We start from the raw sequence: 26,609 nt of genomic DNA on the forward strand, positions 1-26,609 counted from the left end.
TGTCGGCAAACCCTGTGCATCGGCAGATCATTAATGCGTGGAGCGCTCATTGATCGAGCTCGCTGCCTGGAACAGGATTTGCGCGACGAAATCGATTTCCTGTTCGGTGATGATCAGCGGCGGCAAGAAGCGTACGGTCGCACCGTGGCGGCCGCCGAGCTCGACGATCAAACCGTGCTTCAGGCAAGCCTGCTGGAAGGCCTTGGCCCGGACCGCGTCTACCGGCGGGTGCCCCTGGACGTCGAGGGCGCCTTGCGGGTCGACGATTTCCATGCCGAGCATCAAACCACGACCGCGAACATCGCCAATCCAGGCGAATTCGCTTTGCAGCATCTGTAATTGCTTACGCAGATGCGCGCCAGCGGTTTCGGCGTGTGCCACCAAGCCTTGATCGCGAATGAAACGCAAGGTCGCGGTACCCGCGGCCATTGCCAGTTGATTGCCACGGAACGTGCCGGCATGGGCACCCGGCTGCCAGACATCCAGCGAATCGTTGTAGACCATGACCGACAGCGGCAGACCGCCACCGATGGCTTTGGACAGGGTAATGACGTCAGGCGTGATACCCGATTGCTCGAAGCCGAACATCCGGCCGCTGCGGGCGATGCCACACTGGATCTCGTCGACGATCAACGGAATGCCGTGGGCCGTGGTCAAACGGCGCAGCTCCTGTAGCCAGCGGTCCGGCGCGGCAATTACCCCGCCCTCGCCCTGGATCGGCTCCAGAATCATTGCCGCCGGTGCGGTGACACCGCTTTCCGGGTCGTTGAGCAAATGTTCGAGGTAACGCACGTTCAACGTCACACCCTGATCACCGGCCACACCGAACGGGCAACGGTAATCGTGGGGGAATGGCAGGCGCTGAACACCTGGCATAAGGGCACCGAGAGCATTTTTCGGTGACAGGTTACCGCTGATGGAAAGCGTCCCCAGCGTCATGCCGTGGTAAGCCCCTTCAAACGCCAGCACCGAGTGCCGTCCGGTGGCGGTTCGGGTCAGTTTGAGCGCCGCTTCAACCGCATCAGCCCCGCTTGGACCGCAAAACTGGATGCGTGCATTACGAGCGAATTCTGTGGGTAAACAGCCAAATATTTCTTGTACGAATGCATCCTTCACCGGCGTCATGAGATCCAGCGTGTGCATCGGCACACCCGCAGCCATGACTTGGGTTATGGCTTCGATAATCACCGGGTGATTGTGACCCAGCGCCAGCGTACCGGCACCGGCCAGGCAATCGACAAACACCTGCCCACGACTGTCCTGCACGTAAATGCCATAAGCTCGCTCGAGTACCAGCGGAATACGCCGCGGGTAACTGCGGGCATTGGATTCCTGCTGTTGCTGGCGTTCCAGCATTGGCGTCGGATCCAGGCAGTAAGGGCTCGACAGACCGGTGTGCAACAGGCGTAGCTGTTGCGCGTCACCCGCCGTGACATTCGAAAAAGCACTCATGATTTCCTCCATGGAGGCTGTGTTTGGAAGGGAACAGGGCTGCCTGAAAACGAACGCATCAGGCAACGACAGCCGTGAAACCGGACGCGAGGAACCTGCTTCCCCGCGCCCCTGGGTTTACATGTCGTAACGCAGAACCAGACCCACCGTGCGCGGTGCACCGACATCGATGATGTCGCCGCCGCGGTTGTTGGTGATGTATTCCTTGTCGAAGGCGTTTTTCACGTAACCGGATACGGCGACGTTCTTGGTGAGCTTGTACTCGGCGTTGAAGTTGGCCAGCCAGTAAGCGTCGCTCTTGCGCTCATCAGTGACTTGACCCGCGTCATCGAACTCGTACTCCGACGGCGAGGTGCTCTGGTAAATGACGTCGGTGTTCAGGGTCAACCGGTCATTCCAGCGATAGGTACCGCCCAGCGACATCTTGTACTTGGGCGAATAGAGGAAGGCCTCGCCACTCATGTCCCTGCCATCGCCTGTGACGAAGTCCTTGTACTTGCCATCGGTAACGGAGGCACCAGCCATCAGGGTCAGCTGTTCGGTGAAGTCCTTCTCGACGGAGACTTCCAGGCCCTTGATGTCACTGCGCCCGGCGTTGAACACGTGAACAAATTGGGTGTTCGTATCCAGCACACTGACCTGCTGGTCTTTCCAGTCGGTGTAGTACAGGTTGGCGCGGGTACGCAGGGTCTGGTCGAAGAACGAGCCGCGGTAGGACAGCTCGTAGTTGGTGGTGTATTCAGGATCGTAAGCTTGGTGACCGGTACCGGTACGAACGTTGACGCCACCGCCGCGATAGCCTTTCTGCACCATAAAGCCTACGTACTGATTGGCAGCCAGTTCATAGTCGATACCCAGCTTCGGCAATACGGCATCGAACGACTTGCTGGTTTTGCCCGAGGTGGAGAAGTCGTCCTGTTCGATATCGGTGTCGTTCGTCTCGTGGTCGTAGCGCAGCCCGGTGATCAGTGTCCAGCGCGGGGCGAACGTCCAGTTGATTTCACCGAACACCGCCTTGTTTTCTATCTTCGTATCGCCCTTGACGGTACCGACCAGTTCGTTGTCAAACAACAACCGGTCGTGGAAGTTGTTGGTGTTGTGGCCGTAGTAGACACCCATGAAGCTCTTCACCGTGTCACCGGTGTAGTTCAGGCGCAGCTCCTGACTGAACAGGTCACCATCCTGCTTGCGCAGAACGACCTGGTTGGCATCGGCGGTCTGGTCGAAGTCCAGGCGGGAGTCATAGTCCGAACGGGTATTGGCGGTGAGGCTGGTAATGGACCAGTTGTCGTCCAGGCGGTAATCCACCTTGGCGCTGACGGTGTCTTGTTCGAGTTTGTCGAAAGCCTTGGTGTCGGACGACACGTCGTAATAGCGGGCCTTGCCGTTTTCGCGCATGACCGAGTTGTCGCCCTTGCGGCTTTCACCGTGGGCGTAAGTCAGCAGCACATCCAGATCGTCGTTCGGCAGGATCAGCAGCTTGCCACGGGCATTGTAGGTGCGGGTCGGGTTGGCGTCATTATCGAGTGCGATGTTGTCGATGTAACCGTCACCGTCCTGGTAATCCACGGCGATACGACCGGCGATCTTGTCATCGACGATCGCGCCACCACCGGCAAGCGCCCCTCCGCTCTCACCGTAGTTGCCCATGTTGCCCTGCAATGAAAGGCTCGGCTCGAAAGTCGGGTTCTTGGTCTGGATGACGACCGCACCGGCCAGCGAGTTGCGGCCCTGGGTAGTGGACTGCGGACCGAGGAACACTTCGACCTGCTCGACGTCCCACAGCGGCATCGGGCTTAGGGTCAGTGCGCGGTTCGGTTGCACGGCACCGTCGACGAACACCGAAACCGCACCGTTGAGCGTGGCCGGGCCCTGGTCTTCGAAACCGGATACCGGCACGCCTCGAATACCCCAGTTTTCGTTGCCGGACTGGTTGTAGACACCCGGCGTACGGGCGAACACATCAACCAGGTCGTGGTCCTCTTTCTCGCGCAGTTGCTTGCCGGTCACAACAACGACACTCGACTGGGTTTTCTCCAGGGAGCGGTTGATTTTTTCACCCGTCACCGTGATCGGAGCGATCTCCATTGTGTTCGACTGCTCGGCCGCCCATGCGCTGTTAGCCAGGCACACCGCCGACCCCACAGCCAACGCAATTGTGTTCTTTTTGAAATTCACGCCCCGCTCCCATGCGACAGATATTTGTTGTTTTTCCGGCCGGTCAAATGCTCATTCGGGCCAGCGGAGCGGAGTCTAATTCAAAAAAAAAATTAAAGGAATAAGATTGATAATCCATCTCATTAACAACTAAGATGCTGCCGTGTATCAGAGCGAATACATTCCAGTCGAACTCTGCGCCGGCGACCTCTGCCCTGTTTTCAAGGTCTGCCCAAGCCGCCCCGACTGGTCGAACAAAGATAAAAGGATGTGTAAAGGATGACCTCAATCGAACACCTGAGCGGGCGTTCCGAGTCTTTCTCCATTGCTCCAGCGGATGGCAACGAGCAGTCGTTACCCGTGTTGGTGCAGGCGACGCCGGGACAGTCGATTCATGATCTCGACGCGTCGGTTCGCGACACGTTGCCCCAGGCACTGTCCACTATTGGCGGCGTGCTGTTTCGAGGGTTCACTGTCGCCACACCTATCGACTTCAAGCGCTTCGCCGCCAGTTTCGGCGCACCGCTGGCCAGTTACGAATTCGGCTCCACACCACGCAGCAAAGTCTTCGCCGGGGTCTATAGCTCTACCGAATACCCGGCCCATCAATTCATTCCCTTGCACAACGAGCAGGCCTACACCCGGCCGTGGCCTTCGCGCATCTGGTTCCATTGCATCAAGGCCAGTGAAACCGGTGGCGAAACGCCGATTGCCGACAGTCGCCTGATCTACCAGCGCATGCCCGCCGAGATCCGCGAACTGTTCGCCAGTCGCGAGTTGCTCTATGTACGTAACTACAGCGGCGCGCTGGATCTGCCGTGGCAGAAAGTGTTCAACACCGAGGATCGCGCCCAGGTTGAACGCTACTGCCGGGACAACGACATCGAGTGGGAATGGAAAGCCGACGGCGACCTGCGCACCCGCCAGCGTTGCGCGGCCGTTTTGCAGCATCCCGATACCGGTGAGTGGGTCTGGTTCAATCAGGCGCACTTGTTTCATGTCTCGGCCATCGAGCCGGGCGTGCGCGCCAGCCTGCTCGCCGCAGTGGGTGAAGAAAACCTGCCCCGCCATGTTTACTTCGGCGACGGCTCGGCCATTCCCGACGAGGTGCTCGACACCGTACGCGAGGTCTATCGCCAGACCGCCATCAGCTTTCCCTGGCAACCCGGCGACATCCTGATGCTCGACAATCGACTGGTCGCACACGGCCGCAATCCTTACACCGGTGACCGCAAAGTCATCGTTGCCATGGCGTGAATACCACCATGTTCTCATTCAATCACTGGATCGAAGTGCTGGAGGCCAATGCCCAGCACTTCCCGCAGCGTGCTGCCCTGCACTTCTTGCCGGACGGCGTCGAGATCGGCGAAACCCTGACCTTTGCCCAATTGCACGAACAGAGCCAGTCGCTGGCGGCCGCGCTGCAATCGTGCTATGCGCCGGGTGATCGGGTGCTGTTGATGTTGCCCAGCAGCCTCGACTACGCCCGTGCATTTTGTGCCTGTTTGTATGCCGGAATGATCGCCGTGCCGTTGTTTCCGCCACCGTCGCGCAAACCGCGCCACCTGGATCGCGTGCGCAACGTGGTGGTGGATGCGCAGCCGGCGTTGATTTTGGCACCAGCGGATCATTGCCCGGGTTTGATGGAACTGGTGGAAGGCAAGGTCGATGTGTCGACCGTTCAGGACCTGGGTCTGCCACCGGCCAGTGAATGGAAACGTCCGGATGTCGATGGGGCAACCGTGGCTTTTCTGCAATACACCTCGGGTTCCACCGGTACACCCAAAGGCGTTGAAGTGCGTCAGCGCAACCTGATCGCCAACGTCGAACTGATGCGCCAGGCATACGGTTTCGATGAGCATGGCGGCATGGTCAATTGGTTGCCGCTGTACCACGACATGGGTTTGATCGGTGGCATGCTGGCCCCGCTATACAGCGGCATGCCTTGCTACCTGATGGCGTCGCAGACATTCGTCAATGCACCCTCGACCTGGCTTCAGGCGCTGAGCCGCTACCGCGCCACCGCCAGTTTTGCCCCCAATTTCGCCTATGCCCTGTGCAATCGGGTAGTCAGCGATAACCTGATTGCCCAGCTCGACTTGAGTGCCTGGCAACACGCAATCAACGGCGCCGAGCCGATCCACCCCGGCACCCTCGAAGCCTTTGCCCAGCGCTTTGCTGCTTGCGGCCTTAACCCTTTGGCCATCAGCCCCGGTTATGGCCAGGCCGAAGCCACGCTGTGCGTCAGCGCCACGCCAGCCGACGCGCTGCCGGTGGTGCTTCGCCTGGATAAAGCAGTGCTGGAAACCGGTCGTGTTGCTCTGGCGGCCACCGATGCCGCCGCCGTGGAATTCGTCGCCTGCGGTTACCCGCAGGCCTTGCACAGCATTGCCATTGCCGATCCTCAGAGTCACGAGCGCTGCGCCGACGACCGCATTGGCGAAGTCTGGCTGAGGGGCCCGAGCAACGCCGAAGCCTATTGGAAAAACCCTGAAGCCAGTCGCGAAGCCTTTGAGGCGCAGATTGTCGGCGAGCCGGGGCATTACCTGCGTTCCGGCGACCTGGGCTTCATGCACGAAGGTCAGGTGGTGATCTGCGGGCGTCTCAAGGACTTGCTGATTCTCAACGGACGCAACCTGTACCCCCACGACATCGAATTCGCCATTACCGATTCCGAGCCGGGCATTCGTACCGGGCGCATCGCCGCGTTTTCGGAAATGGACCCGCTGCTGGGCCGCGAGAAACTGGTGATCGTCGCTGAGCCGCAACGCAAGTTCGTCGACCCGGCGCATCACCCGGCGCTGTTTGCGTCGATGCAAAACGCCGTCCGCGAAGCCGTCGACTGCGGCATCGATCAGATTGTGTTGGTGGAGGCCGGCACCATCCCGATGACCACCAGCGGCAAGATCGCACGTCAAGGCGCGCGCAAACAACTGGCCGCCGGCACATTGAGCATCATCGCCCAGAGCGGTGGGCAGACAGCACCAAACAGCGAAACCATTGCCCTCAATCAACTGAAGCACCTCGTGGGCACGCCGCAACGGGCGCAAACCGCGTGCCGCCAATGGCTTGAGCAAACCTTGCGCGAGGTCAATCCGTACCTCACGGCAGACTTCAAACTCAGCCTGATCGGCCTGGGCCTGGACTCCATCAGCGTGGCCGACTTCGCCGCCCGCCTGCACAAGGATCTGGGCTGGAACCTCGACACCCAAAGCCTGTTCGGTGACCAGACACTGGCCGAATGGGCGCTGGCCTTGCAGGTATACCTGAGCGATTCGGTCCCGGCGCCCAGCGTCTCAAGCACCCGTGCAAACGTCAGCCAAAGTCGCCAATCCTTCGCCCAAAGCCGCCTGTGGTTCTTGCGCCAGCTGAACCCGCACGACACCCGACACAACCTGGTGCTGCACCTGAGCCTGCAAGGTCCGCTCAACGTCGAAACCCTGGCGCTACGGCTGAACACACTGGTTAACCGTCACAGCATATTGCGTACGGTGTACCGCGACGGAGTCAATGGCCCGCAGCAACAGGTGTTGCCCGCCAGCGCCGTGCCACTGAACTGGCACGACCTGCGCAACCAGAGCGAGCAGCAGCAACAGCAAGCACTCCACGATTGTCTGGCCAATGAACACGCCACGCCGGTCGAACTGGAAACCGGCCCGCTGCTGCGCGCGCAACTGCTCAGCCGCAACGACGAGCGACACGACCTGCTGCTGACCCTGCATCACATCGCGTTCGACGGCCGCTCGGCGCAAGTGTTGCTGGCGGAACTGGCCGGTGTCACCGACACCGACCAACCCGTGCAGTACCTGGATTTCGCCCACTGGGAAGCCGGGCACTGGAGCGCACAACGTATTGCCGCCGAACAGGACTTCTGGCGTGAGCATCTGGCGCATGTACCGCAAACCCTCGACCTGGGTGGCAACGGCCAGACTCAAGGCGAGCACAGCCTGAACTTCACCGTGCCTCAGGCCACCTGCGAACACCTCGCAGCCATGGCCCGCGAGCAAGGCATGACGCTGTTCATGCTGTTGCTTTCCAGCTATCAACTGGTGCTCAAGCAATTGGGTGGCCAGGAGCAATTTCTGCTGGGCACCGATGTCAGCGGCCGGCCGTTGGCGGAACACAACGACGTCATCGGTTTCTTCGTCAACCAATTGACCCTGCGCTGCGACCTGCACGGTGAGCCGACCCTGGCCGGTTTCCTTGAGCGGGTGCGCGATGAAGCACGACTGACCTATGCCCATCAGGGCCTGCCTTTCGATCTGGTGGTGTCGGCACTGGCACCGGAGCGCCGCCCCGGGCACTCGCCGCTGTTCCAGGTCAAGCTCAACTATCAACCGTCGCGGGTAACACCGACCGATATCGCCGGTGCGCACATGACCGCACTGGACGTGGCGCAGGCACCGGGCGATTTCCACCTGGTGCTCGATCTGGTGCACGGTCCCGAAGGCATCGACGCGACCCTCAAATATCGCGGCGACTGCTTCGATCAGGATCGCGCCCTGCGCCTGCAACACCTGTGGACACGGCTGTTGGGCGAAATCCAAAACCTGCTGGACGAACCGCTGCCGGCACTGACCGAACGCCTCCACGCATGGGACCAAACGTTCCAGCGCGAACGCCAACAGTCCCAAGCCCTGGCCGGGCGCAGCCAGCTGATGCAAACCAAACGTCGCTCCTTGACCCTTTAACCGAGTTGGATGCCTTTATGTCTATCGTGCCCCCATCGTCTCGCGCCCTCGGCGCTGTGCGCCGCAAAGCCATGAACGTCTCGGAACAGCAACTGGTCAGCGAGCGTTTACTTAGCCCTGACCACGCGTTGCCGCTGGTGATCGAACCGGCGGTAAGCGGCGTCGACCTGGTTGCCTGGGCAACCCGGGAACGTGAAAGCCTGGAGAAGAAACTGCTGCAATACGGCGCCCTGCTGTTTCGCGGTTTCTCCGTATTGTCCGTGGAGCAATTCGATCAGGTGATCGCCGCCCTCTCCCCCGGCGCGCTGGAATACATGTTCCGCGCCTCGCCGCGCACCCGGGTTGGCGGCAACATCTATACCTCGACCGACTACCCGGCCGACCAGATGATTTTTCCGCACAACGAACACTCCTATTCGCCGCGCTTCCCACTGCGTCTGTTCTTCTACTGCCATATCCCGTCCGAAACCGGCGGCGAAACGCCGATCGGCTCGACGCGTGCCGTGAAGGCGAGCATCAGCCCCGAGATCGAAGCACGTTTCCGTGAAAAAGGTGTGCTGTATGTGCGCAACTATGGCGACGGCTTCGGTCTGCCGTGGCAGACCGTGTTCCAGTCCGAAGACCGCAGCGAAGTGGAAGCCTACTGCGCCAGCGTCGGCATCGAAGTGGAATGGAAAGAAAACAACCGCTTGCGCACCCGCCAGCGCGGGCCGGCAGTGGTGCGTCACCCGCGTACCGGTGAAGAAGTCTGGTTCAACCACGCGACCTTCTTCCACATCAGCACCCTGCCCCCGGCGATCCGCGATTCGCTGCAAGGCAACTTCAACGACCTCGACCTGCCCACCAACACCTTTTATGGCGACGGCGAACCGATCGAACCGCAAGTACTGGAATCCCTGCGAGCAGCCTACCTCGACTCGCTGGTGCGGTTCAGTTGGCAGCAGGGCGACGTGTTGTTCATCGACAACATGCTCGCGGTACACGGTCGTGAACCCTTCACCGGCAAGCGCGCAATCATGACCGGCATGGCCGAAGCCCTGCTGCAGAGTGACGTTGCCGTCTGACTTTCAGCGGGTGCACCCATTGCTCGCCAGGCTTGCCTGACATCTGTCCGGCGAGCCTCGGCGCTGCGGTCGCGGCCCGGTTTCAAGCCCCATTTTTAGTCGAGTTGAACATGAGCGGACTTCAAGGTTTTCGTATTTCGCCGCAACAGGCATCGGTTTACCCGCACATTAACGACGCGGTCGAACACCCGTTCAGTTGCCATTTGCAGTGGTCGTTATCGCGGCCGGTGGATGTCGACGCGCTGAACAGCCGTCTACTGGCATTGATGGCCGACAGTGAAATCCTGCGCACGCGCCTGACGCCGGTGCCGGGCCTGCGCCACCCGGTGCAAGTGATTCACGACAACTGCGCACTGGCCGTGACCGTTCAGGACTTGCGTCAACACAGCTGCGCCGAACAGGACATCGAGCTGACCCGTCTTGTCACGCAGGCCCGCGACTGGACCAATCCGCTCGCCGTGACACTGGTGCAACTGTCGAACGCACAATCGGTGCTGGATCTGGCCGCCGCCAGCAGCCACTTCGACCTCGCCAGCCTGAAACTGCTGGCGGGCGTATTGCTGCAAGACACCCAACCCGACCTGTCCGAAGCGCTGCAATACGCCGATTACGCCGAGTGGCGCTGGAGCCTGACGGAAGACGAACCGGACCATCCGGGCGTGAACTTCTGGAAACCTGTGAGCGAAACCGAACAGCCGACCTTGCAGCTGTCGCTTGAATCCACCATCGGCAGCGGATTCGCGCCGGCACACGCGGAGATCGCAGTGCCCACCGATCTCGCCCGTCATCCGTCCCTGACCTCAAACCTGATGTTGACAGCATGGGCCGCTGTACTCGGACGACTCGCCGGCCAGCAGCAGGTCCCGATCACATTGATCCACGAAAGCCGTGGCCCGGAACTGGAAAACGCCTTGGGCTTGTTTGAGCAGTGCCTGCCGGTAAGCATCGATCTGGATGCTCAGACGACCCTGCTGGAGCAAAGTCAGCACGTTGGCGCGATGATCGAACGCACGGCTGGCTGGCAGGACTACTACACCCAGGATCTGACGGGCGGTTACGCCTTCGCCTGGCGCTCGGGTGATACCCAAGAGCGTCATGCCAGCGCAGTAATGAGCCCGGTAAAGGCTTGCCTGGACGTCCGTCAATTGCCCGACAGCCTGCGCGTTCAAGTGGTTTACGACCGCCACACGTTAAGCAACGAAGCGGCAGCCTGTCTCGCCGAACAATGGCTGCAACTGCTGTTGGGCGCGCTGGCCGAACCGCAACAAGCCTGGGCTCATCTGCCACTGGGCGGACCGCTTCAGGCACAGATTATCGATGCCCAACCGAGCTTGCCGTCGATTGAACCGGTGACCCTGGTCGAGCTGATTGCCCGTCAGGTTCAGCAGCAGCCGAACGCTGTCGCGCTCAGCGACAAGGACGGCGACCTGAGCTACACCCAGCTCGATGCCTGCGCGACTTGCCTGGCCCATCAACTGGTGGCGGCCGGAATCGGTCCGGGCGTACCCGTCGGCATTCTGTTCGCCCGCAGCAACGCCGCCATCGTCGCCATGCTTGCGGTATTGAAGGCTGGTGGCGCTTACGTGCCGGTGGATCCGACCTACCCGGCGGATCGTCGCGCCTACATGCTCGCCGACAGTGCCATTGCACACATCGTGGTCAGCGCCGAGCTGGCCGACAGCGTGCCCGCCAGCCTGCAACGTTTCGTGCTGGATGACCTGACGGCGTCCAACACCAACGACTTGCCGCCTCTGCCGATGCCCGGTGCAGACGACTTGGCCTATCTGATTTACACCTCCGGTTCCACCGGCGCACCGAAAGCCGTGGAAATCAGCCACGGTGCACTGAGTTTCTCGACCCAAGTGCGCATGGCCGCTTATGAAGCGCCTGTACGCGCCTACTTGCTGTTGTCTTCATTTGCTTTTGACAGCTCGGTCGCCGGGATTTTCTGGACCCTGGCTCAGGGCGGGCGTCTGGTATTGCCGGCGACAGGCGAAGAGCTGGAGATGGCCCGTCTGGCGCAGTTGATTGCCCAGCATCGGGTCAGCCACGGTCTGTCGCTGCCGTCGCTCTATCAAGCACTGCTCGACCAACTGCAGCGCGCCGGGGCTGTCGACAGCCTTGAGTGCTGGATTGTCGCCGGTGAAGCCTGCCCGCCATCGTTGATCGCCCAGCACGGCAAGACCTTGCCGCACGCGCGGCTGGTCAATGAATACGGGCCCACCGAAGCCACGGTCTGGGCCACTTATGAAGTGCTGGACCCGAGCCGGACATTGACCATTGGCCGGCCGATTGCCGGCATGGACCTGCGCGTACTGAATGAACACGGCGTCACCAGTGGCATCGGTGAACCGGGCGAAATCGTCCTCGCCGGCCCAACGCTGGCGCGGGGTTATCGCAACAAGCCCGAAGAAACCGCCAAGGCCTTCGTCACCCTGGCCGATGGCACCCGCGCCTACCGCACCGGCGACCTGGCCTGCTGGCTGGCGGATGGGCGCCTGGCGTTCCTGGGCCGCAAGGACCATCAGGTCAAGTTGCGCGGCTACCGCATCGAACTCGGGGAAATCGAGCGTCAACTGTGCAGCCATAGCGATGTGCGCGAAGCCGCAGTCATCGTGCAGGAGCACGCCGCCGGCAAGCGTCTGCTGGCCTACATTCTGGCGGCGCATGGCTACGCGCCGGACTCGGAAGCGATCAAGCGCTTTCTCGGTGAACGCCTGCCGTCGTACATGGTGCCGGCCCGGGTGCTGACCCTGGCGACCTTCCCGCGCACGCCCAACGGCAAGCTCGATATTCGCCAATTGCCCGACCCGGACCAGTTCGACGAAGGCGCCCACGTAGAACCGCGCAATGCGCTGGAAACCACCCTGCAAGCGATCGTCGCCAAGGTCTTGAAGCTGTCGACCGTGAGCGTCACCGAGAACTTCTTTGCCATCGGCGGCGACTCGATCCTGAGCCTGCAAGTGGTGGCCCAAGCCCATGAGCAAGGCATCGCGCTCTCCGCCAAACATGTGTTCGAGCGCCAGACCATTGCCGCCATGGCCGAAGTCGCACAGCCGCTGGCCGCCGTCGCCGCTGAACCGCAAGCCGACAGCACCGAGTTCAGCGCTTCGGGTATGTCCGATGACGAAATGCAAGCGCTGATGGCTGAACTGAACGAGGCCGACCTGTGACCGGTTTCCCTCGCCGCCGCGCCATCGCCGTTGCCCCTTTTTTTGCAGGACGCTTTCAATGACCACCGAAAAAACCACCGCCAATCCGATTGAAGATATCTACCCGCTGTCGCCGTTGCAGCAAGGGATGCTGTTCCACTCCCTGCTGCACGAAGATTCCGGCGTGTACCTGATGCAGGATCGCTACCGCATCGGCGGTGCCATTGATGAAGTGGCGTTCCTTGAATCCTGGCGCCAGGTGGTGGCGCTGCACCCTTCCCTGCGCGCCAGTTTCCAGTGGAAAACCCAGAAGCAACCGGTGCAAGTGATCCATCGCGAGGTCAAGGTGCCGCTGGACACCCTTGACCTGCGCGGGCTCGCCCCACACGAACAGGAAGCGCGGATCCGCACATTGCTGGAAGACGAGCAGAAAGTCGGTTTCAATCTGTCGAAGCCACCACTGATTCGCTTTCGCCTGGTGCGATTGGCCGATGAGTCCTACGAATTCATTCGCAGTTTCCACCACATCCTGATGGACGCCTGGTGCATTTCCCTGGTGACCGTGGACTTCCTCAAAGTCTACGAGGCGCTGTGCAACGACCGCACGCCTGCGCTCAAGAGCCCGCGCCCGTTCCGCGATTATATCCAGTGGCTGCAACGCCAGGACGCCGGCAAGGCCGAGCAGTTCTGGCGCGGTCAGCTGCAAGGGCTGAATGCACCGACGCCACTGACCGTGGACAACGGCGTGGCCCGCGACCGCTACACCGACGCGGTGTTGGTGGACGATCAACTGATTCAGCTGACCGAACCAGAAACCCAGGCTCTGGCGGCATTCTGCCGTAGCCGCCGGATCACGCCGAACACCTTCTTCCAGGGTGTCTGGTCACTGTTGTTGTCACGTTACAGCGGTCAACGGGACGTGCTGTTCGGCGTCACCGTCGCCGGTCGCCCGGCAGAGCTGACCGGGGTGGCGGAGATGATCGGCTTGTTCATTAACACCTTGCCGCTACGGGTGTCGGTGGATCCCGAAGCATCGCTTGACCAGTGGCTGAGTGCGCTGCAAGGGCTGAACGTCGACATGCGCGACTTCGAGCACACGCCCCTGACCGACATTCAGGGCTGGAGCGATTTCCCCCGAGGCGAAACCCTGTTCGACAGCATTCTGGTGTTCGAAAACGCCCCGATCGACGAGCAGATTCTGGAAGGCGGTTTCCAGTTCAGCCTCGAAGGCATGGACCACAGCGTGCACACCCACTACGGCTTGACCGTGGTGATCCTGCCCGGCGAGCAGTTGGGCATTCGCGTGTCCTACGACCGCGAGCGTTTCGAGGCGCCGACCGTGCAGCGCTTGCTCGGCCATATCGCCAGCCTGGTGCGCAGCATGCTTGCCGCACCGGAGGCGTTGCTGGGCAGTTTCGAACTGCTGGCTGCCGATGAGCGTCAGCAACTGCTGGGTGAGTGGGCGGTCAATCCCCACGACTTCCCACTGGATCACAGCTACGCCGAACTGTTTGCCGCCCAGGTCGCCCAACGCGGCGGGCAGATTGCCGCGATCTGCGACGGTGAGTCCCTGACCTATGCTGAACTGGATCAGCGGTCCACTCGCCTGGCCCACGCCTTGCGCGAAGCCGGTGCCGGTGAAGATCAACTGGTTGCGCTGGTGGCCCCGCGTGGTCTGGCGCTGTTGACCATGATGATTGCCGTGTTCAAGGCCGGCGCCGCGATGCTGCCGCTTGAAGTCAATCATCCGCCGGAACGCCTGCGGGAAATCCTCAGTCTGTCCCGCGCCCCCTTGCTGGTGGCCAGTGAAGGGTGCAGCGCGCTGCTCGATCAGTTGCTCAGCGGCCTCGATCAGGCGCCGAAGGCCTTGTTCGCCGAAGCCTGCTGGACCGGTGGCAACGATGCGCCGCTGCCGTTGGCGGGCGGCCCGGACAGCCTGGCCTATGTGCTGTTCACCTCGGGTTCGACCGGTACGCCCAAAGGCGTGATGATCGAACAGCGGGGCATGCTCAATAACATCTTCGGCAAAGTGCCGGCGCTGGGGTTGAGCGCCGAAGACCGGATTCCACAAACCGCTTCGGTGGCGTTCGATATTTCCGTCTGGCAATTCCTTGCCGCGCCCGTACTGGGCGCCACGGTGCATATCCTGCCGGACGACGTGGCGCATGACCCACAACGCCTGCTGCAAGTGATCGCCAGCGAACGCCTCAGTGTGCTGGAAATCGTCCCGAGCCTGATGCGCACACTGCTTGCGCTGTGCCCGTGCGATCTGCAACTGCCCGACCTGCGCTGGGTGCTGCCCACCGGCGAAGCCTTGCCGCCGACCGTGGCCCGGGACTGGTTTGCGCGTTTCCCCGACATCGCACTGATGAACGCCTACGGCCCGGCCGAATGCGCCGACGACGTGGCCTTCCAGCCGATCTTCGAAGCGCCGGACGCTAACGTCAGCCATATGCCCATCGGTCAGCCGACCGCCAACAACCGCTTGTACGTGCTGGATGAAGCCCTGCGGCCGGTGCCGATTGGCGTGGCGGGGGAAATCTGTGTCGGTGGCGTCGGTGTCGGCCGCGGCTACCTGCACGATCCGCAGCGCACCGCTGATGCGTTCATCGACCATCCGCAGCTGGAAGGTCGCCTGTACCGCACCGGCGACCTCGGGCGCTGGCGTGCCGATGGCGTGATCGAATACCTCGGCCGCCGCGACCAGCAGGTGAAATTGCGTGGCCACCGGATCGAACTGACGGAAATCGAACACCGCCTGGCGCAACACCCGAACGTGCGCGAAGCCGCCGTGCTGCTGCGCGAAAACAACGTGGGCGAAGCCTGGCTGGTGGCCTACTGGTCGGCCCATGACGAGACGTTGGGCAACGACGGGCTAACCGAACACCTGCGCGCACAACTACCGCCGTACATGGTGCCGGCCGCGTTCGTGTGCCTGGAGCGCTTGCCGCTGAACAACAACGGCAAGGTCGATCGCAAGGCCCTGGCCGCCCAGGAATTGAGCTGGCAGGCCGACACTCAGGAAAGCATCGCACCGCGAAATGAGCTGGAAGCCGCCGTGGCGAAAATCTGGGCTGAGGTTCTGGGTCGCGACACCGTTGGCGTGGAAGACAACTTTTTCACCCTTGGCGGTCACTCACTGCTGGCCACCCAAATCGTTGCGCGCCTGCGCGGCCATTTCAAACTCGACCTGCCGTTGCGGGTGCTGTTCGAACAACCGACGGTGGCACTGCTGGCCGTCGCCATCGCCGCGCGCCAGGCTGACGCCGCCGCACCACAAGCCGTCGCAATCAGCGTGCCAAAGGCCCTGGTCCGTCCAGCGCTGCTACCGTTGTCGTTCTCGCAACAGCGCCTGTGGTTCATCGAGCAACTGACGCCGGGCACGACGCTGTTCAACATCCCCTTCGCCCTGCACCTCAAAGGTGAACTCAACGTCGCAGCGCTGCATGCGAGCTTGAATGACTTGCTGGTGCGTCATGAAATCCTGCGTACCGGCATCCGCAGTACGGATGGCGTGCCCAGCCAGCACATCAGCGAATCGCTGAACATTGCATTGCCGTTCGATGATTTGTCGGGCCTGGGCGCCACTGCTCGTGAAGGTGCGCAGTTCAATGCCCTGCAAGAAACCTTTGAGCAACCGTTCGACCTGACTTCACCGCCGCTGCTGCGGGCGCGTCTGCTACGTGTGGCGCCGGGTGAACACGTGCTGGGTATCGCCCTGCATCACCTGGTCTCTGACGCATGGTCGGCCACTATCGCCCTGCGCGAGCTGGCCCTGGGTTACGAAGCCCGTTGCAACGGCGCCCCCGCCCAACTCCCGGCCTTGCCGGTGCAGTACGCCGACTTTGCCCTGTGGCAGCGCGAACACCTGCAAGGTGCCGAGCTCAAGCGCCAGCTCGATTACTGGACCACCACGCTGGATCGTCGCAACAGCGAAGGCAGTCCGCTGCTGGCACTGCCGACCGACCATCCACGGCCGTCGATGCAAACTTACCGTGCCGGGATCGTACAGCGTGAACTCAGTGCCGACCTCAGTGGCCGGGTGCAAGCCTTCGCCAGTCGCCTGGGCACCACGCCGTTCACCGTGTTGTTCGCCGGCTTCGCGGTGCTGATGCACCGTTTGAGTGGCGATGCCACGGTGCTGATCGGCACCCCGGTCACGCACCGCGAACAACCGGGCACCGAAGGCCTGCTCGGCATTTTGCTGAACAACCTGGCGATCCGTGCCGACTTTGAACCGCAAGCGGATTTCACCGCGCTGGTGGGGCAGGTGGCCAAGCGTTTGCGCGAAGGTTTGCAGCATCAAGACCTGCCATTCGAGCAATTGGTCGACAGCCTGCAACTGCCCCGCAGCCTCAGTCATGCGCCGCTGTATCAAGTGATGGTCGCGCAACAATTGGCCATGGAATCGCGCTTGCGCTTCCCGGGGCTGGAATTCGAAGCCCTCGACACACCGCTCAAGCATTCCGAATGCGATCTGGATTTGCACGTGCTGTGCCCGGCCAATGCGCCGATTCAACTGGAGTTGATGTTCGCCCTGGACCTGTTCGCCGCCGACAGCGCCCGCCAGACCCTCGCTCGCCTGGAGCACTTGCTCGAACAAATGCTCGCCGAGCCGCAACGCCCGGTGGCCGCCCTGCCGCTGCTGATGGCGGCGGAATGGCAGCGCACCGTGGTCGAGTGGAACCGCACCGAGATGGAGGTGCCACAGCACCTGACCTTTGCCCAGCTGTTTGAACAGCAAGCCGAACGCACACCGGAGCGTGACGCGCTGTATTTCGAAGGTCGCAGCCTGAGCTACGCCGAACTGAACCGCCGGGCCAACCAGGTGGCGCATTACCTGCGCGGTCGTGGCGTGGTCGCCAATCGTCCGGTGGCGCTGTGTGTCGAGCGTTCGCTGGAGCTGTTGATCGGTTTGCTGGGCATTCTCAAATCGGGCGGCGCCTACGTGCCGCTGGACCCGACCTACCCGGTGGATCGTCTGGCGTACATGCTCGAAGACGCGCAACCGGCGTTGTTCCTCGGCCAGCAGGGCTTGCTGGAACAGTTGGGCGCCGAACTGCCGCGTCTGCGGCTGGACAGTGACGCGGCTCTGTTCGCCGATCAGCCGGACAGCAACCTCACGCCACTGGCCGGTCCCGATGACCTGGCCTACATCATGTACACCTCCGGCTCGACCGGTAAGCCCAAGGGCACGCTGGTGACCAACGGCTCGGTGGTCAACCTGGCGTGGGCGCGCATCCATGGCTTGTATCGCCGCTATACCGATCAGCCGATGCGCACCAGTTTCAACTACTCGTTTGCCTTCGACAGTTCGGTGGCCGAGCTCATCTTGCTGCTCGACGGCCATAGCCTGTACCTGACGCCGGAAGACGTGCGCTACGACCCCGAGGCCCTGGCGCAGTTTTTCCGTGAAACCCGCCTGGATGCTTTCGAGTGCACCCCGGCGCAGCTCAAGGCCCTGCTCGAAAGTGACGGCGTGCGCCGCGGCGAAGTGTATTTGCCGCGCTTCGTGCTGTTTGGTGGCGATGCGGTGGATGCGCAGCTTTGGCAGCGCCTGCCGTCGATTGCCGGCAGCCGCTTCTTCAACACGTACGGCCCGACCGAATGCACGGTGGATGCGACCGGTTGCGCCGTCGACGATTTCCCGCAACGCCCGATCATCGGGCGGCCAATCGCCAACGTGCGCACGTACGTACTCGATGCCTTCCTCAACCCGATGCCGGTCGGCGTGCCGGGGGAACTGCACATCGGCGGTGCCGGCGTGACCCTGGGCTACCTCAACCGAGCCGAACAGACCGCGAAGGTGTTCATCGAAGACCCGTTCTCGCCGCTGGCAGGTGCACGGATGTACAAATCCGGCGACCTGGTGCGCTGGCTGCCTGACGGCCAACTCGAATACCTGGGGCGCATGGACCATCAGGTGAAAATCCGTGGTTTCCGCGTCGAGCTGGGTGAAATCGAAGCCCTGATCGGCGCCCAACCGGGTGTGCGTCAGGCGGTAGTGCTGGCCCGTGAAGACGTGCCCGGCGACAAGCGTCTGGTGGCTTACGTCACCTGCGACCAGCAGGCCGACATCAACGCCTGGCGCAAAACCATCGGCGCCGCCCTGCCCGACTACATGGTGCCGTCAGCGTTTGTGCTGCTCGATGAATTGCCGCTGACCGACAACGGCAAACTCAACCGCAAGGCCCTGCCTGCCCCGGATATCCAGGCTGAACCCGATGCCCAGGACCCGCCGCGCACCCTCGCCGAACAGCAACTCGCCGCCCTGTGGTCCGAGCTGCTGAACGTGCCGCTGACCCAGATCGGTCGTGACAGTCACTTCTTCTACCTCGGCGGTCATTCGCTGCTGGCTGCGGTGCTGTTTGCCCGATTGCGTCAACAGTTCGCCACTGTTCCACCGCTGCGTGCAGTGTTCGAACACTCGACGCTCGACGCGCTGGCGGCCCTGTTGGGTGAACCGCTGCAAGCCCCCGAGGCGACCTTCGTCCCGGTGGCACGTCCGGCCCGTTTGCCGTTGTCGTTCGAACAGCAACGCTTGTGGTTCCTCGAACAATTGAGTGCTGGCGGTGGCGAATACAACGTGGTCAGCGCCGTGCAGTTCGACGGCGAGCTGAACACCCAAGCCTTGCAATCCGCCTTGAACAGCGTGGTTCAACGCCACGAAATCCTGCGCAGCCGTATTGTGCGTGAGACCACTGGCGAGTTGGCGCTGATCATCGAACCGCAGGTCAACCTCACCTTGCGCGTGACGGCACTGGACGCGGCCACCGACGACAGCTGGCAACAGTTGACCGACGAAGCGATCCACGCCGAAACCGGGCAGCGTTTCGACCTTGCCACCCAAGTGCCGATCCGCGCCACGCTGATTCAACGCAGCGGCCGCGCCCAGGCGTTGCTGTTACTGACCGTGCATCACTGCGCCACCGACGATGCCTCCAGCCAGAACTTGCTGGATGAGCTGGCGCAGTTCTATACCGCGCAATGCCAAGGCACCGTCGCCACACTGCCGAACCTGGCGTTGCAATACCCGGATTACGCGCTGTGGCAGCGTGAATCAGGGCAACAGGCGCTGTTCCACAGTCAACTCGAGTACTGGCTCTCGCAACTGGAAGACGGCAATTACCTGTTGGACCTGCCCACCGAACAGGGACGGCCTAACCAGCTCGATCCCGTTGCCGGCGCGGTACAACTGCAGTTGCCGCCAGAACTGGTGGGACGCTTGCGGCAGTTCGCCCAGCAACGCGGCGCCACCCTGTACATGCTGATGCTCAGTGCGGCGCAGCTGTTGTTGGGGCGTTATGCCAACCAGCGCGACGTGCGATTCGGCAGCCCGGTCGCCCAGCGTCCGCTGGCCGAACTGCAGCCGCTGATCGGTTGCTTCGTTAACACCCTGGTGATGCGCGCCGATCTCGATCCCGCGCTGGATTTCGAAGGGTTGTTGAGCCAGGTGCGTAATAACGTGCTGGACGCGCAGCAGCATCAGGACGTGCCGTTCGATCAGGTCGTCGAACACCTGGCGCCAGAACGCAGCCTCGTTCAGACACCGTTGTTCCAGGTGCTGTTCGTGATGCAGAACGCCGACACTTCGGCCAGTCACTGGCCACAATTGCAGGTCCGCGAACGAGCGGTAACCGCTCAGGCGACCAAGTTCGATCTGAACTGGGAAGTGCATGACGGCGAGGTGCTGTCGGTGTTGCTCGAATACCGTAGCGCGCTGTTCAGCGAAACCACGGCCCGCCGTTGGTTGGCGCAATGGCAACAATTGCTCGAAACCATGCTCGATGCTCCCCAGGCCCGCCTTGGCGACTGGTCACCGTTGACAGTGCCGGAGCGTCAACGCCAATTGGTCGAGTGGAACGCGACCGAACGTCCTTACAGCGGCCCGACCAATCTGCACACGGCCCTGACCCAGCAAGCGACCCTCAGCCCCAACGCCCCGGCGCTGGTGTTCGAAGGCCAGCGCCTGAGTTATGCCGAACTCGATCAGCGTGCGCAAACCGTCGCCAAAGCCTTGCGCGCGGCCGGTATTGGCAGCGGCGCCATCGTTCCGGTGTGCATGGAGCGCTCCGTGGAAATGGTCGTGGCCTTGCTCGGCATCGTGCATGCCGGCGCGGCGTGGTTGCCGCTGGATCCGGAATTGCCGGCGGCGCGTTTGGCGTATCTGATTGAAGATGCCGACGCCCAGGTCACCCTGACTCAAGCGCAGTGGCTGGCGCGTTTGCCGGCCGGGCACAACGCCTGGACCCTGGATGCGTTGCCAAAAGCAGAAAGCGCTGAACCGATCAGCGTCAGCCCGAGCGACCTGGCCTACGTGCTCTACACCTCCGGTTCCACCGGCCAACCGAAAGGCGTGATGAACGAACACGGCGCCTTGATGAACCGTCTGCACTGGATGCAGGACGCTTTCCCGATTGGCCCGAACGACCGCGTGTTGCAGAAAACCCCATACAGCTTCGACGTGTCGGTGTGGGAATTCTTCTGGCCGCTGATCACCGGCGCCACCCTGGTGGTCGCCCGTCCGGACGGCCATCGTGACCCGGCGTACCTCAGCCAATTGATCCAGCAAGAGCAGGTCACCACCCTGCACTTCGTACCGTCGATGCTGCGTGCGTTTGTCGAAGAACCAAGCCTGGTCAACTGCCGCAGCCTGCGCCAGGTGTTTGCCAGCGGTGAAGCCCTGCCGGTGGATCTGGTGCGGCGTTTCATGAGCCAACACCCGGCGGCGCTGGTCAACCTCTATGGCCCGACCGAAGCGGCGATTGACGTCTCGGTATGGCGTTGCTCGGTGGATGATCTGATCGTGCCGATCGGTAAACCGATCGCCAACCTGCGCCTGTACATCCTCGACGAGGCCATGCAGCCACTGCCGATCGGCAGCATCGGCGAGTTGTACATCGGCGGTGTCGGCGTAGCGCGCGGTTACCTGAAACGTGCGGACCTGACCGAGGAACGTTTCCTCGCCAGCCCGTTCATCGACGGTGATCGCCTGTACCGCACCGGCGACCGTTGCCGCTTCCTTGCCGATGGCAACATCGAATACCTCGGCCGTCTCGACCATCAGGTGAAACTACGTGGCCAACGGATCGAACTGGGGGAGATCGACGCTGAACTGCTGGCGCAGGCCGGCGTTCGCGACGCGGCCACGTTGCTGCTTGATCAGCGTCTGGTGAGCTTCTGGTGCGGTGACGCCGAAGAAGCCTCGCTGCGTGCGGCATTGAGCGACAACTTGCCGTCGCACATGCTGCCAAGCCTGTGGGTGCAACTCGACAGCTTGCCGCTCAACAGCAACGGCAAACTCGATCGCAAGGCGCTGGCCGCCCTGCCATTGCCGGAAACCAAAAGCGACCAGCCACGCAGAGCGCCGCGCAACACCACTGAAACCGTGCTGTGCGAGTTGTTCAGCGAAGTACTGGAATGCCCGTTGGTGGGGATCGACGATCATTTCTTCCACCTCGGCGGCCATTCCTTGCTGGCCACGCGACTGGTCGCCCGGGTCCGTGAACGCCTCGGCGCCAGCCTGCCGCTGGCGCTGGTGTTCGCCCAGCCGACGGTGGCGGCATTGGCCGGTCATCTGCGCGCAGCGATGCCGGGTGAACTGATCACCGCGCAGCCGCGTCCGGCACAGTTGCCGCTGGGCCTGGCGCAGCAACGGTTCTGGATGCTCAGCCGTCTGGTGCCGGATTCGCGTGAATACCACATGCCGTTCGCCCTGACCTTGCGTGGCGAGCTTCAGGTGCAGGCCTTGCGCGAGGCGTTCGAGCAAGTCAGCGAGCGCCATCTGGTATTGCGCAGCCGCATCGTCGAAGTTGAAGGCGAGCCGCAGTTGCTGATCGACAATCAGGGCCCGGCGCTCGCGGTCACTTCGGTCACCACACAAAACTGGGCGGCGGCGTGCGCCGATGCTCAGAACGAGCTGATGGCACCGTTCAACCTCGCCGCTGCCGCACCCTGGCGTGCGCAGCTGTTGCAACGTCAAGGCAGCGACGAAAGCCTGTTGCTGGTGTGCCTGCATCACAGCGCCACCGACGGTTGGGCGATGCAGTTGCTGATCGACGAATTGGCCCAGGCCTACAGCGCCGGCCTGAACGAACAGTCGCCGGCCTGGACCGCCCTGGACGTCGACTATGTCGACTTCGCCCTGTGGCAGCAGCATCCGGACACTCAGTCTCGACGCAATGACAGCCTCAATTACTGGAAAAATCACCTCGGCCAGGACGACTACCAACTCGACCTACCCCTGGACCATCCACGCGGTGCCGAAGCGGATCGTCGCGCCCAACTGCTGACGGTCAGCCTCGGCGCCCAGCGGGCTGAAGCAATCCGTCAGTTCGCCCGTCAACGCGGCAGCACCACCTATGTGGTACTGGCCACAGCCTTGAGTGCCTTGCTTGCGCGCTACAGCGGTCAGCGTGATATTCGCCTCGGCACCCCGGCCGATCAGCGCGATCAGCCGCAAACACAGGCACTGCTGGCGTGTCTGGTGAATACGTTGGTGATCCGCAGCGAAGTCGATCAACAGGCCCCGGCCGAGCAGTTGCTGGCCAGCCTTGAAGCCGACTTGCGCGCCGCCCAGGCCCATGCCGACCTGCCGTTCGCCACATTGGTCGGCGCCGTGGCCCAGCGTCGCGACCTGAACCGCACGCCGCTGTTCCAGGTGATGTTCTCCCTCAACCACGGCCGCATGGACAGCAGCCAATGGCCGGGCCTGAACATCGAAGAGCAGACACTGCCGGTGATCGACGCCAAGTTCGAACAGAGCTGGGAAGTCCAGGACGATGGCAGCGACATGATCCTCGCGCTGGAATACCAAGCGGCGCTGTTTGACCCATTGACGATGCAGCGCTGGAGCGCGCAATGGTGTGCCCTGCTGGACGCATTGGTGGCAACACCGACACGGATGCTGGTCGAGTTGTTCCCACAACAACAGGATCAGCAGCAACTGGATCGCTGGAACGCGACCGAACGTCATTACAGCGGCCCGACCAATCTGCACACGGCCCTGACCCAGCAAGCGGCCCTGAGCCCCAACGCCCCGGCGCTGGTGTTCGAAGGCCAGCGCCTGAGTTATGCCGAGCTCGATCAACGCGCGCAAACCGTCGCCAAAGCCTTGCGCGCTGCCGGTATTGGCAGCGGCGCCATCGTCCCGGTGTGCATGGAGCGCTCCGTGGAAATGGTCGTGGCCTTGCTCGGCATCGTGCATGCCGGCGCGGCGTGGTTGCCGCTGGATCCGGAACTGCCGGCGGCGCGTTTGGCGTTTCTGATTGCAGATGCCGACGCCCAGGTCACCCTGACTCAAGCGCAGTGGCTGGCGCGTCTGCCGACCGGGCACAACGCCTGGACGCTGGATGCGTTGCCAAAAGCGGAAAGCGGTGAACCGATCAGCGTCAGCCCAAGCGACCTGGCCTACGTGCTCTACACCTCCGGTTCCACCGGTCAACCGAAAGGCGTGATGAACGAACACGGCGCCTTGATGAACCGCCTGCACTGGATGCAGGACGCTTTCCCGATTGGCCCGAACGACCGCGTGTTGCAGAAAACCCCATACAGCTTCGACGTGTCGGTGTGGGAATTCTTCTGGCCGCTGATCACCGGCGCCACCCTGGTGGTCGCCCGTCCGGACGGCCATCGTGACCCGGCGTACCTCAGCCAATTGATCCAGCAAGAGCAGGTCACCACCCTGCACTTCGTACCGTCGATGCTGCGCGCCTTTGTCGAAGAGCCGAGTCTGGTCGACTGCCGCAGCCTGCGTCAGGTGTTTGCCAGCGGCGAAGCGCTGCCGGTGGATCTGGTGCGGCGTTTCATGAGCCAACACCCGGCGGCACTGGTCAACCTCTACGGCCCGACCGAAGCGGCGATTGACGTCTCGGTATGGCGTTGCTCGGTGGACGATCTGATCGTGCCGATCGGTAAACCGATCGCCAACCTGCGCCTGTACATTCTCGACGAAGCCATGCAGCCACTGCCGATCGGCAGCATCGGCGAGTTGTACATCGGCGGGGTCGGTGTGGCGCGCGGTTACCTGAAACGTGCGGACCTGACCGAGGAACGTTTCCTCGCCAGCCCGTTCATTGATGGCGATCGCCTGTACCGCACCGGCGACCGCTGCCGCTTCCTCGCCGATGGCAACATCGAATACCTCGGCCGTCTCGACCATCAGGTGAAGCTGCGCGGTCAGCGGATCGAACTGGGGGAAATCGATGCGGCGCTGTTGAACCAGCCTGGTATTACCGGTGCCTGCACCCTGGTGATCGACAACCGCTTGGTGGCGTTCTACAGCAGCAGCGCCGCGCAATCGGAGCTGGGCGCGCTGCTCAGCGCCGAGTTGCCGGCGTACATGGTGCCGGCGGTGTGGGTTCAAGTGCCGGCCCTGCCCCTGACCACCAACGGCAAGATCGACCGCAAGGCCCTGGCCAACCGGCCACTGCCGCAGACTCAGGAAGACCACGTCGCACCGCGCAACGAACTGGAAGACCTGCTCTGCCAGTTGTTCGGTGAACTGCTTGGCGAAGCCTTGACCGGTGGCCGTGAAGTCGGGACTTCGGACAGCTTCTTCGCCTTGGGCGGTGACTCGATTCTCGGTCTGAAACTGATCTCGCGACTGCGTGAACAGGGTTATTCGCTCACGCCTAAAGACCTGTTCCGTTCGCCGACCCCGGCGGCATTGGCTCAAGTGGCCAGTCCGTTGCTGACCCTGGCCGAACAAGGCGATGTGACCGGTGCGATGCCGCTGATGCCGTTGCATCAGTGGTTCTTCGACCAACAACAGCCGCAGGCCGCGCACTGGAACCAATCGGTGCTGGCCGACAGCGACCGGCGTCTACAGCCAGACCTCGTGCAGGCGACCCTTGACCGTCTGGTCGCCCACCACGATGCATTGCGCTTGCGTTTCACTGAGGTTGACGGGCAATGGCAGGCGCAGATCGCGCCGGTTGAGCCGGCACCATTGACGTGCTGCGAACACCTGGAGCAACTGCAACAGGTCGCGCAAAGCCTGGACCTGCAACGCGGCCCGCTGTTCGCCGCGGCGTTGCTCGAAGGCGAGCCGCAACGTTTGTATCTGGTCGCGCATCACCTGGTCGTCGACGCGGTGTCATGGACGCCGCTGCTGGAAGATTTCCAGCAGCTGTATCAAGGGCTGGAGCGTGGCGAGAATCCGCGTCTGCCGGCAAAAACCACCTCCTACCGGCAATGGGCCGAGCACCTGCACGCCCATGCCGCTACGGTCAGCGCCGAACAGCGCTACTGGAACGCCCAGACCACTGCGAACAGGGCACCGGTGGCCACGGTTGCCGAGCGGCAGACGCTGTCCGCCCGTTGGGACACCGCACGCACTCATCAATGGCTGACCGAGTCCCACGCCGCTTACCGTACGCAACCGGAAGAACTGCTGATCGCTGCCCTCGCCGCCACCCTGGCGGAAGCCGAAAGCCGCGTCGACATCGTGGTCGATCTGGAGCGTCATGGTCGTGATGCGCCATTCGAAGGCCTGGATGTCAGCCGCACCGTCGGTTGGTTCACCACCCTGTTCCCGTTGCGAGTGAACGCAAGCGGGCCACCCGGCGATCGAGTGCGCAACGCCAAGGAAGCCTTGCGCGCCGTGCCGGGTCAGGGCCTCGGCCACGGGTTGCTGCGTCAGCGCGGCGAGTTGCCGTCGGGCCGTGGCGATGTGTTGTTCAACTACCTGGGGCATGAGCAAACGCCACAGGGCTGGTTGCGCGCCAGCACCTTGACCCCACCGCCGGAAGTGGCGTTGGCCAACCGGGTGACCCACGGCCGTGAAGTGGTGGCCTGGCTGGAAGACGGTGTGCTGCGTGTCGAATGGCACAGCGTCACCCCGGCCGCCGACAGCCGCTTGCCCGCTCGCCTGCTGGAACACCTGCAAGCACTGGTCGGGCATTGCCTCGACCCGCAGGCCGGGACGCTGATGCCGTCGGACTTCCCGCTGGCCAAAGGCATGAACCAGGCGACCCTCGACACCCTGCTCAAACGCCTGGGGCCGAAGAAGTGAGCCCCGGCCTCGACCTGAATTTGACTTCGGAGTGCGCCGCTCGCGGCGCACGTGCCTCTACGATTTTCTGGATTGAACA

7 protein-coding genes are annotated in these 26,609 nt (G+C 62.6%); 5 read left to right on the plus strand and 2 right to left on the minus strand.

Features of this window, described 5'->3' with window-relative positions; translation table 11 throughout:
* Nucleotides 1–30 precede the first annotated feature (30 nt).
* Both AB7M22_RS14850 and AB7M22_RS14855 read right to left on the minus strand, forming a co-directional pair.
* Nucleotides 31–1,452, minus strand: a complete 1,422-nt coding sequence (locus AB7M22_RS14850; RefSeq protein WP_454186874.1) for a diaminobutyrate--2-oxoglutarate transaminase — start codon at nucleotides 1,450–1,452, stop codon at nucleotides 31–33.
* A 117-nt stretch (nucleotides 1,453–1,569) separates the two neighbouring features.
* Nucleotides 1,570–3,630 (minus strand): TonB-dependent receptor, encoded by a 2,061-nt coding sequence (locus tag AB7M22_RS14855; RefSeq protein ID WP_454186875.1) that lies wholly within the window; start codon nucleotides 3,628–3,630, stop codon nucleotides 1,570–1,572.
* Between the two features lie 258 nt (nucleotides 3,631–3,888).
* Here AB7M22_RS14855 and AB7M22_RS14860 point away from each other — a divergent pair, with 258 nt between their 5' ends.
* The 5 genes from AB7M22_RS14860 (at nucleotide 3,889) to AB7M22_RS14880 (ending at nucleotide 26,530) form a co-directional block, all read left to right on the plus strand.
* Nucleotides 3,889–4,866: a TauD/TfdA family dioxygenase gene (locus tag AB7M22_RS14860; RefSeq protein WP_454186876.1), complete on the plus strand. Its 978-nt coding sequence runs from the start codon at nucleotides 3,889–3,891 to the stop codon at nucleotides 4,864–4,866.
* Nucleotides 4,867–4,874: 8 nt separating this feature from the next.
* Nucleotides 4,875–8,300: a condensation domain-containing protein gene (locus tag AB7M22_RS14865; protein WP_454186877.1), complete on the plus strand. Its 3,426-nt coding sequence runs from the start codon at nucleotides 4,875–4,877 to the stop codon at nucleotides 8,298–8,300.
* A 17-nt stretch (nucleotides 8,301–8,317) separates the two neighbouring features.
* Nucleotides 8,318–9,364, plus strand: coding sequence for a TauD/TfdA family dioxygenase (locus AB7M22_RS14870; RefSeq protein ID WP_454186878.1), 1,047 nt, complete (start codon nucleotides 8,318–8,320; stop codon nucleotides 9,362–9,364).
* A 110-nt stretch (nucleotides 9,365–9,474) separates the two neighbouring features.
* Entirely contained in the window at nucleotides 9,475–12,537 is a 3,063-nt protein-coding gene (locus tag AB7M22_RS14875) for a non-ribosomal peptide synthetase (RefSeq protein WP_454186879.1), read from the plus strand.
* A gap of 58 nt (nucleotides 12,538–12,595) precedes the next feature.
* Nucleotides 12,596–26,530 carry a non-ribosomal peptide synthase/polyketide synthase gene (locus tag AB7M22_RS14880; protein ID WP_454186880.1) on the plus strand — a complete coding sequence of 4,645 codons (13,935 nt, stop codon included), beginning with the start codon at nucleotides 12,596–12,598 and terminating at the stop codon, nucleotides 26,528–26,530.
* Nucleotides 26,531–26,609: the final 79 nt, after the last annotated feature.

This window comes from Pseudomonas sp. ADAK2 TE3594 (assembly GCF_053628675.1).

What these genes read in the sequence shown, in the direction of transcription:
- AB7M22_RS14870 (WP_454186878.1), top strand. Translation starts at nt 8,318, where the DNA reads ATGTCTATCGTGCCCCCATCGTCTCGCGCCCTCGGCGCTGTGCGCCGC.
- AB7M22_RS14875 (WP_454186879.1), top strand. Translation starts at nt 9,475, where the DNA reads ATGAGCGGACTTCAAGGTTTTCGTATTTCGCCGCAACAGGCATCGGTT.
- AB7M22_RS14860 (WP_454186876.1), top strand. Translation starts at nt 3,889, where the DNA reads ATGACCTCAATCGAACACCTGAGCGGGCGTTCCGAGTCTTTCTCCATT.
- AB7M22_RS14880 (WP_454186880.1), top strand. Translation starts at nt 12,596, where the DNA reads ATGACCACCGAAAAAACCACCGCCAATCCGATTGAAGATATCTACCCG.
- AB7M22_RS14850 (WP_454186874.1), bottom strand. Translation starts at nt 1,452, where the DNA reads ATGAGTGCTTTTTCGAATGTCACGGCGGGTGACGCGCAACAGCTACGC.
- AB7M22_RS14865 (WP_454186877.1), top strand. Translation starts at nt 4,875, where the DNA reads ATGTTCTCATTCAATCACTGGATCGAAGTGCTGGAGGCCAATGCCCAG.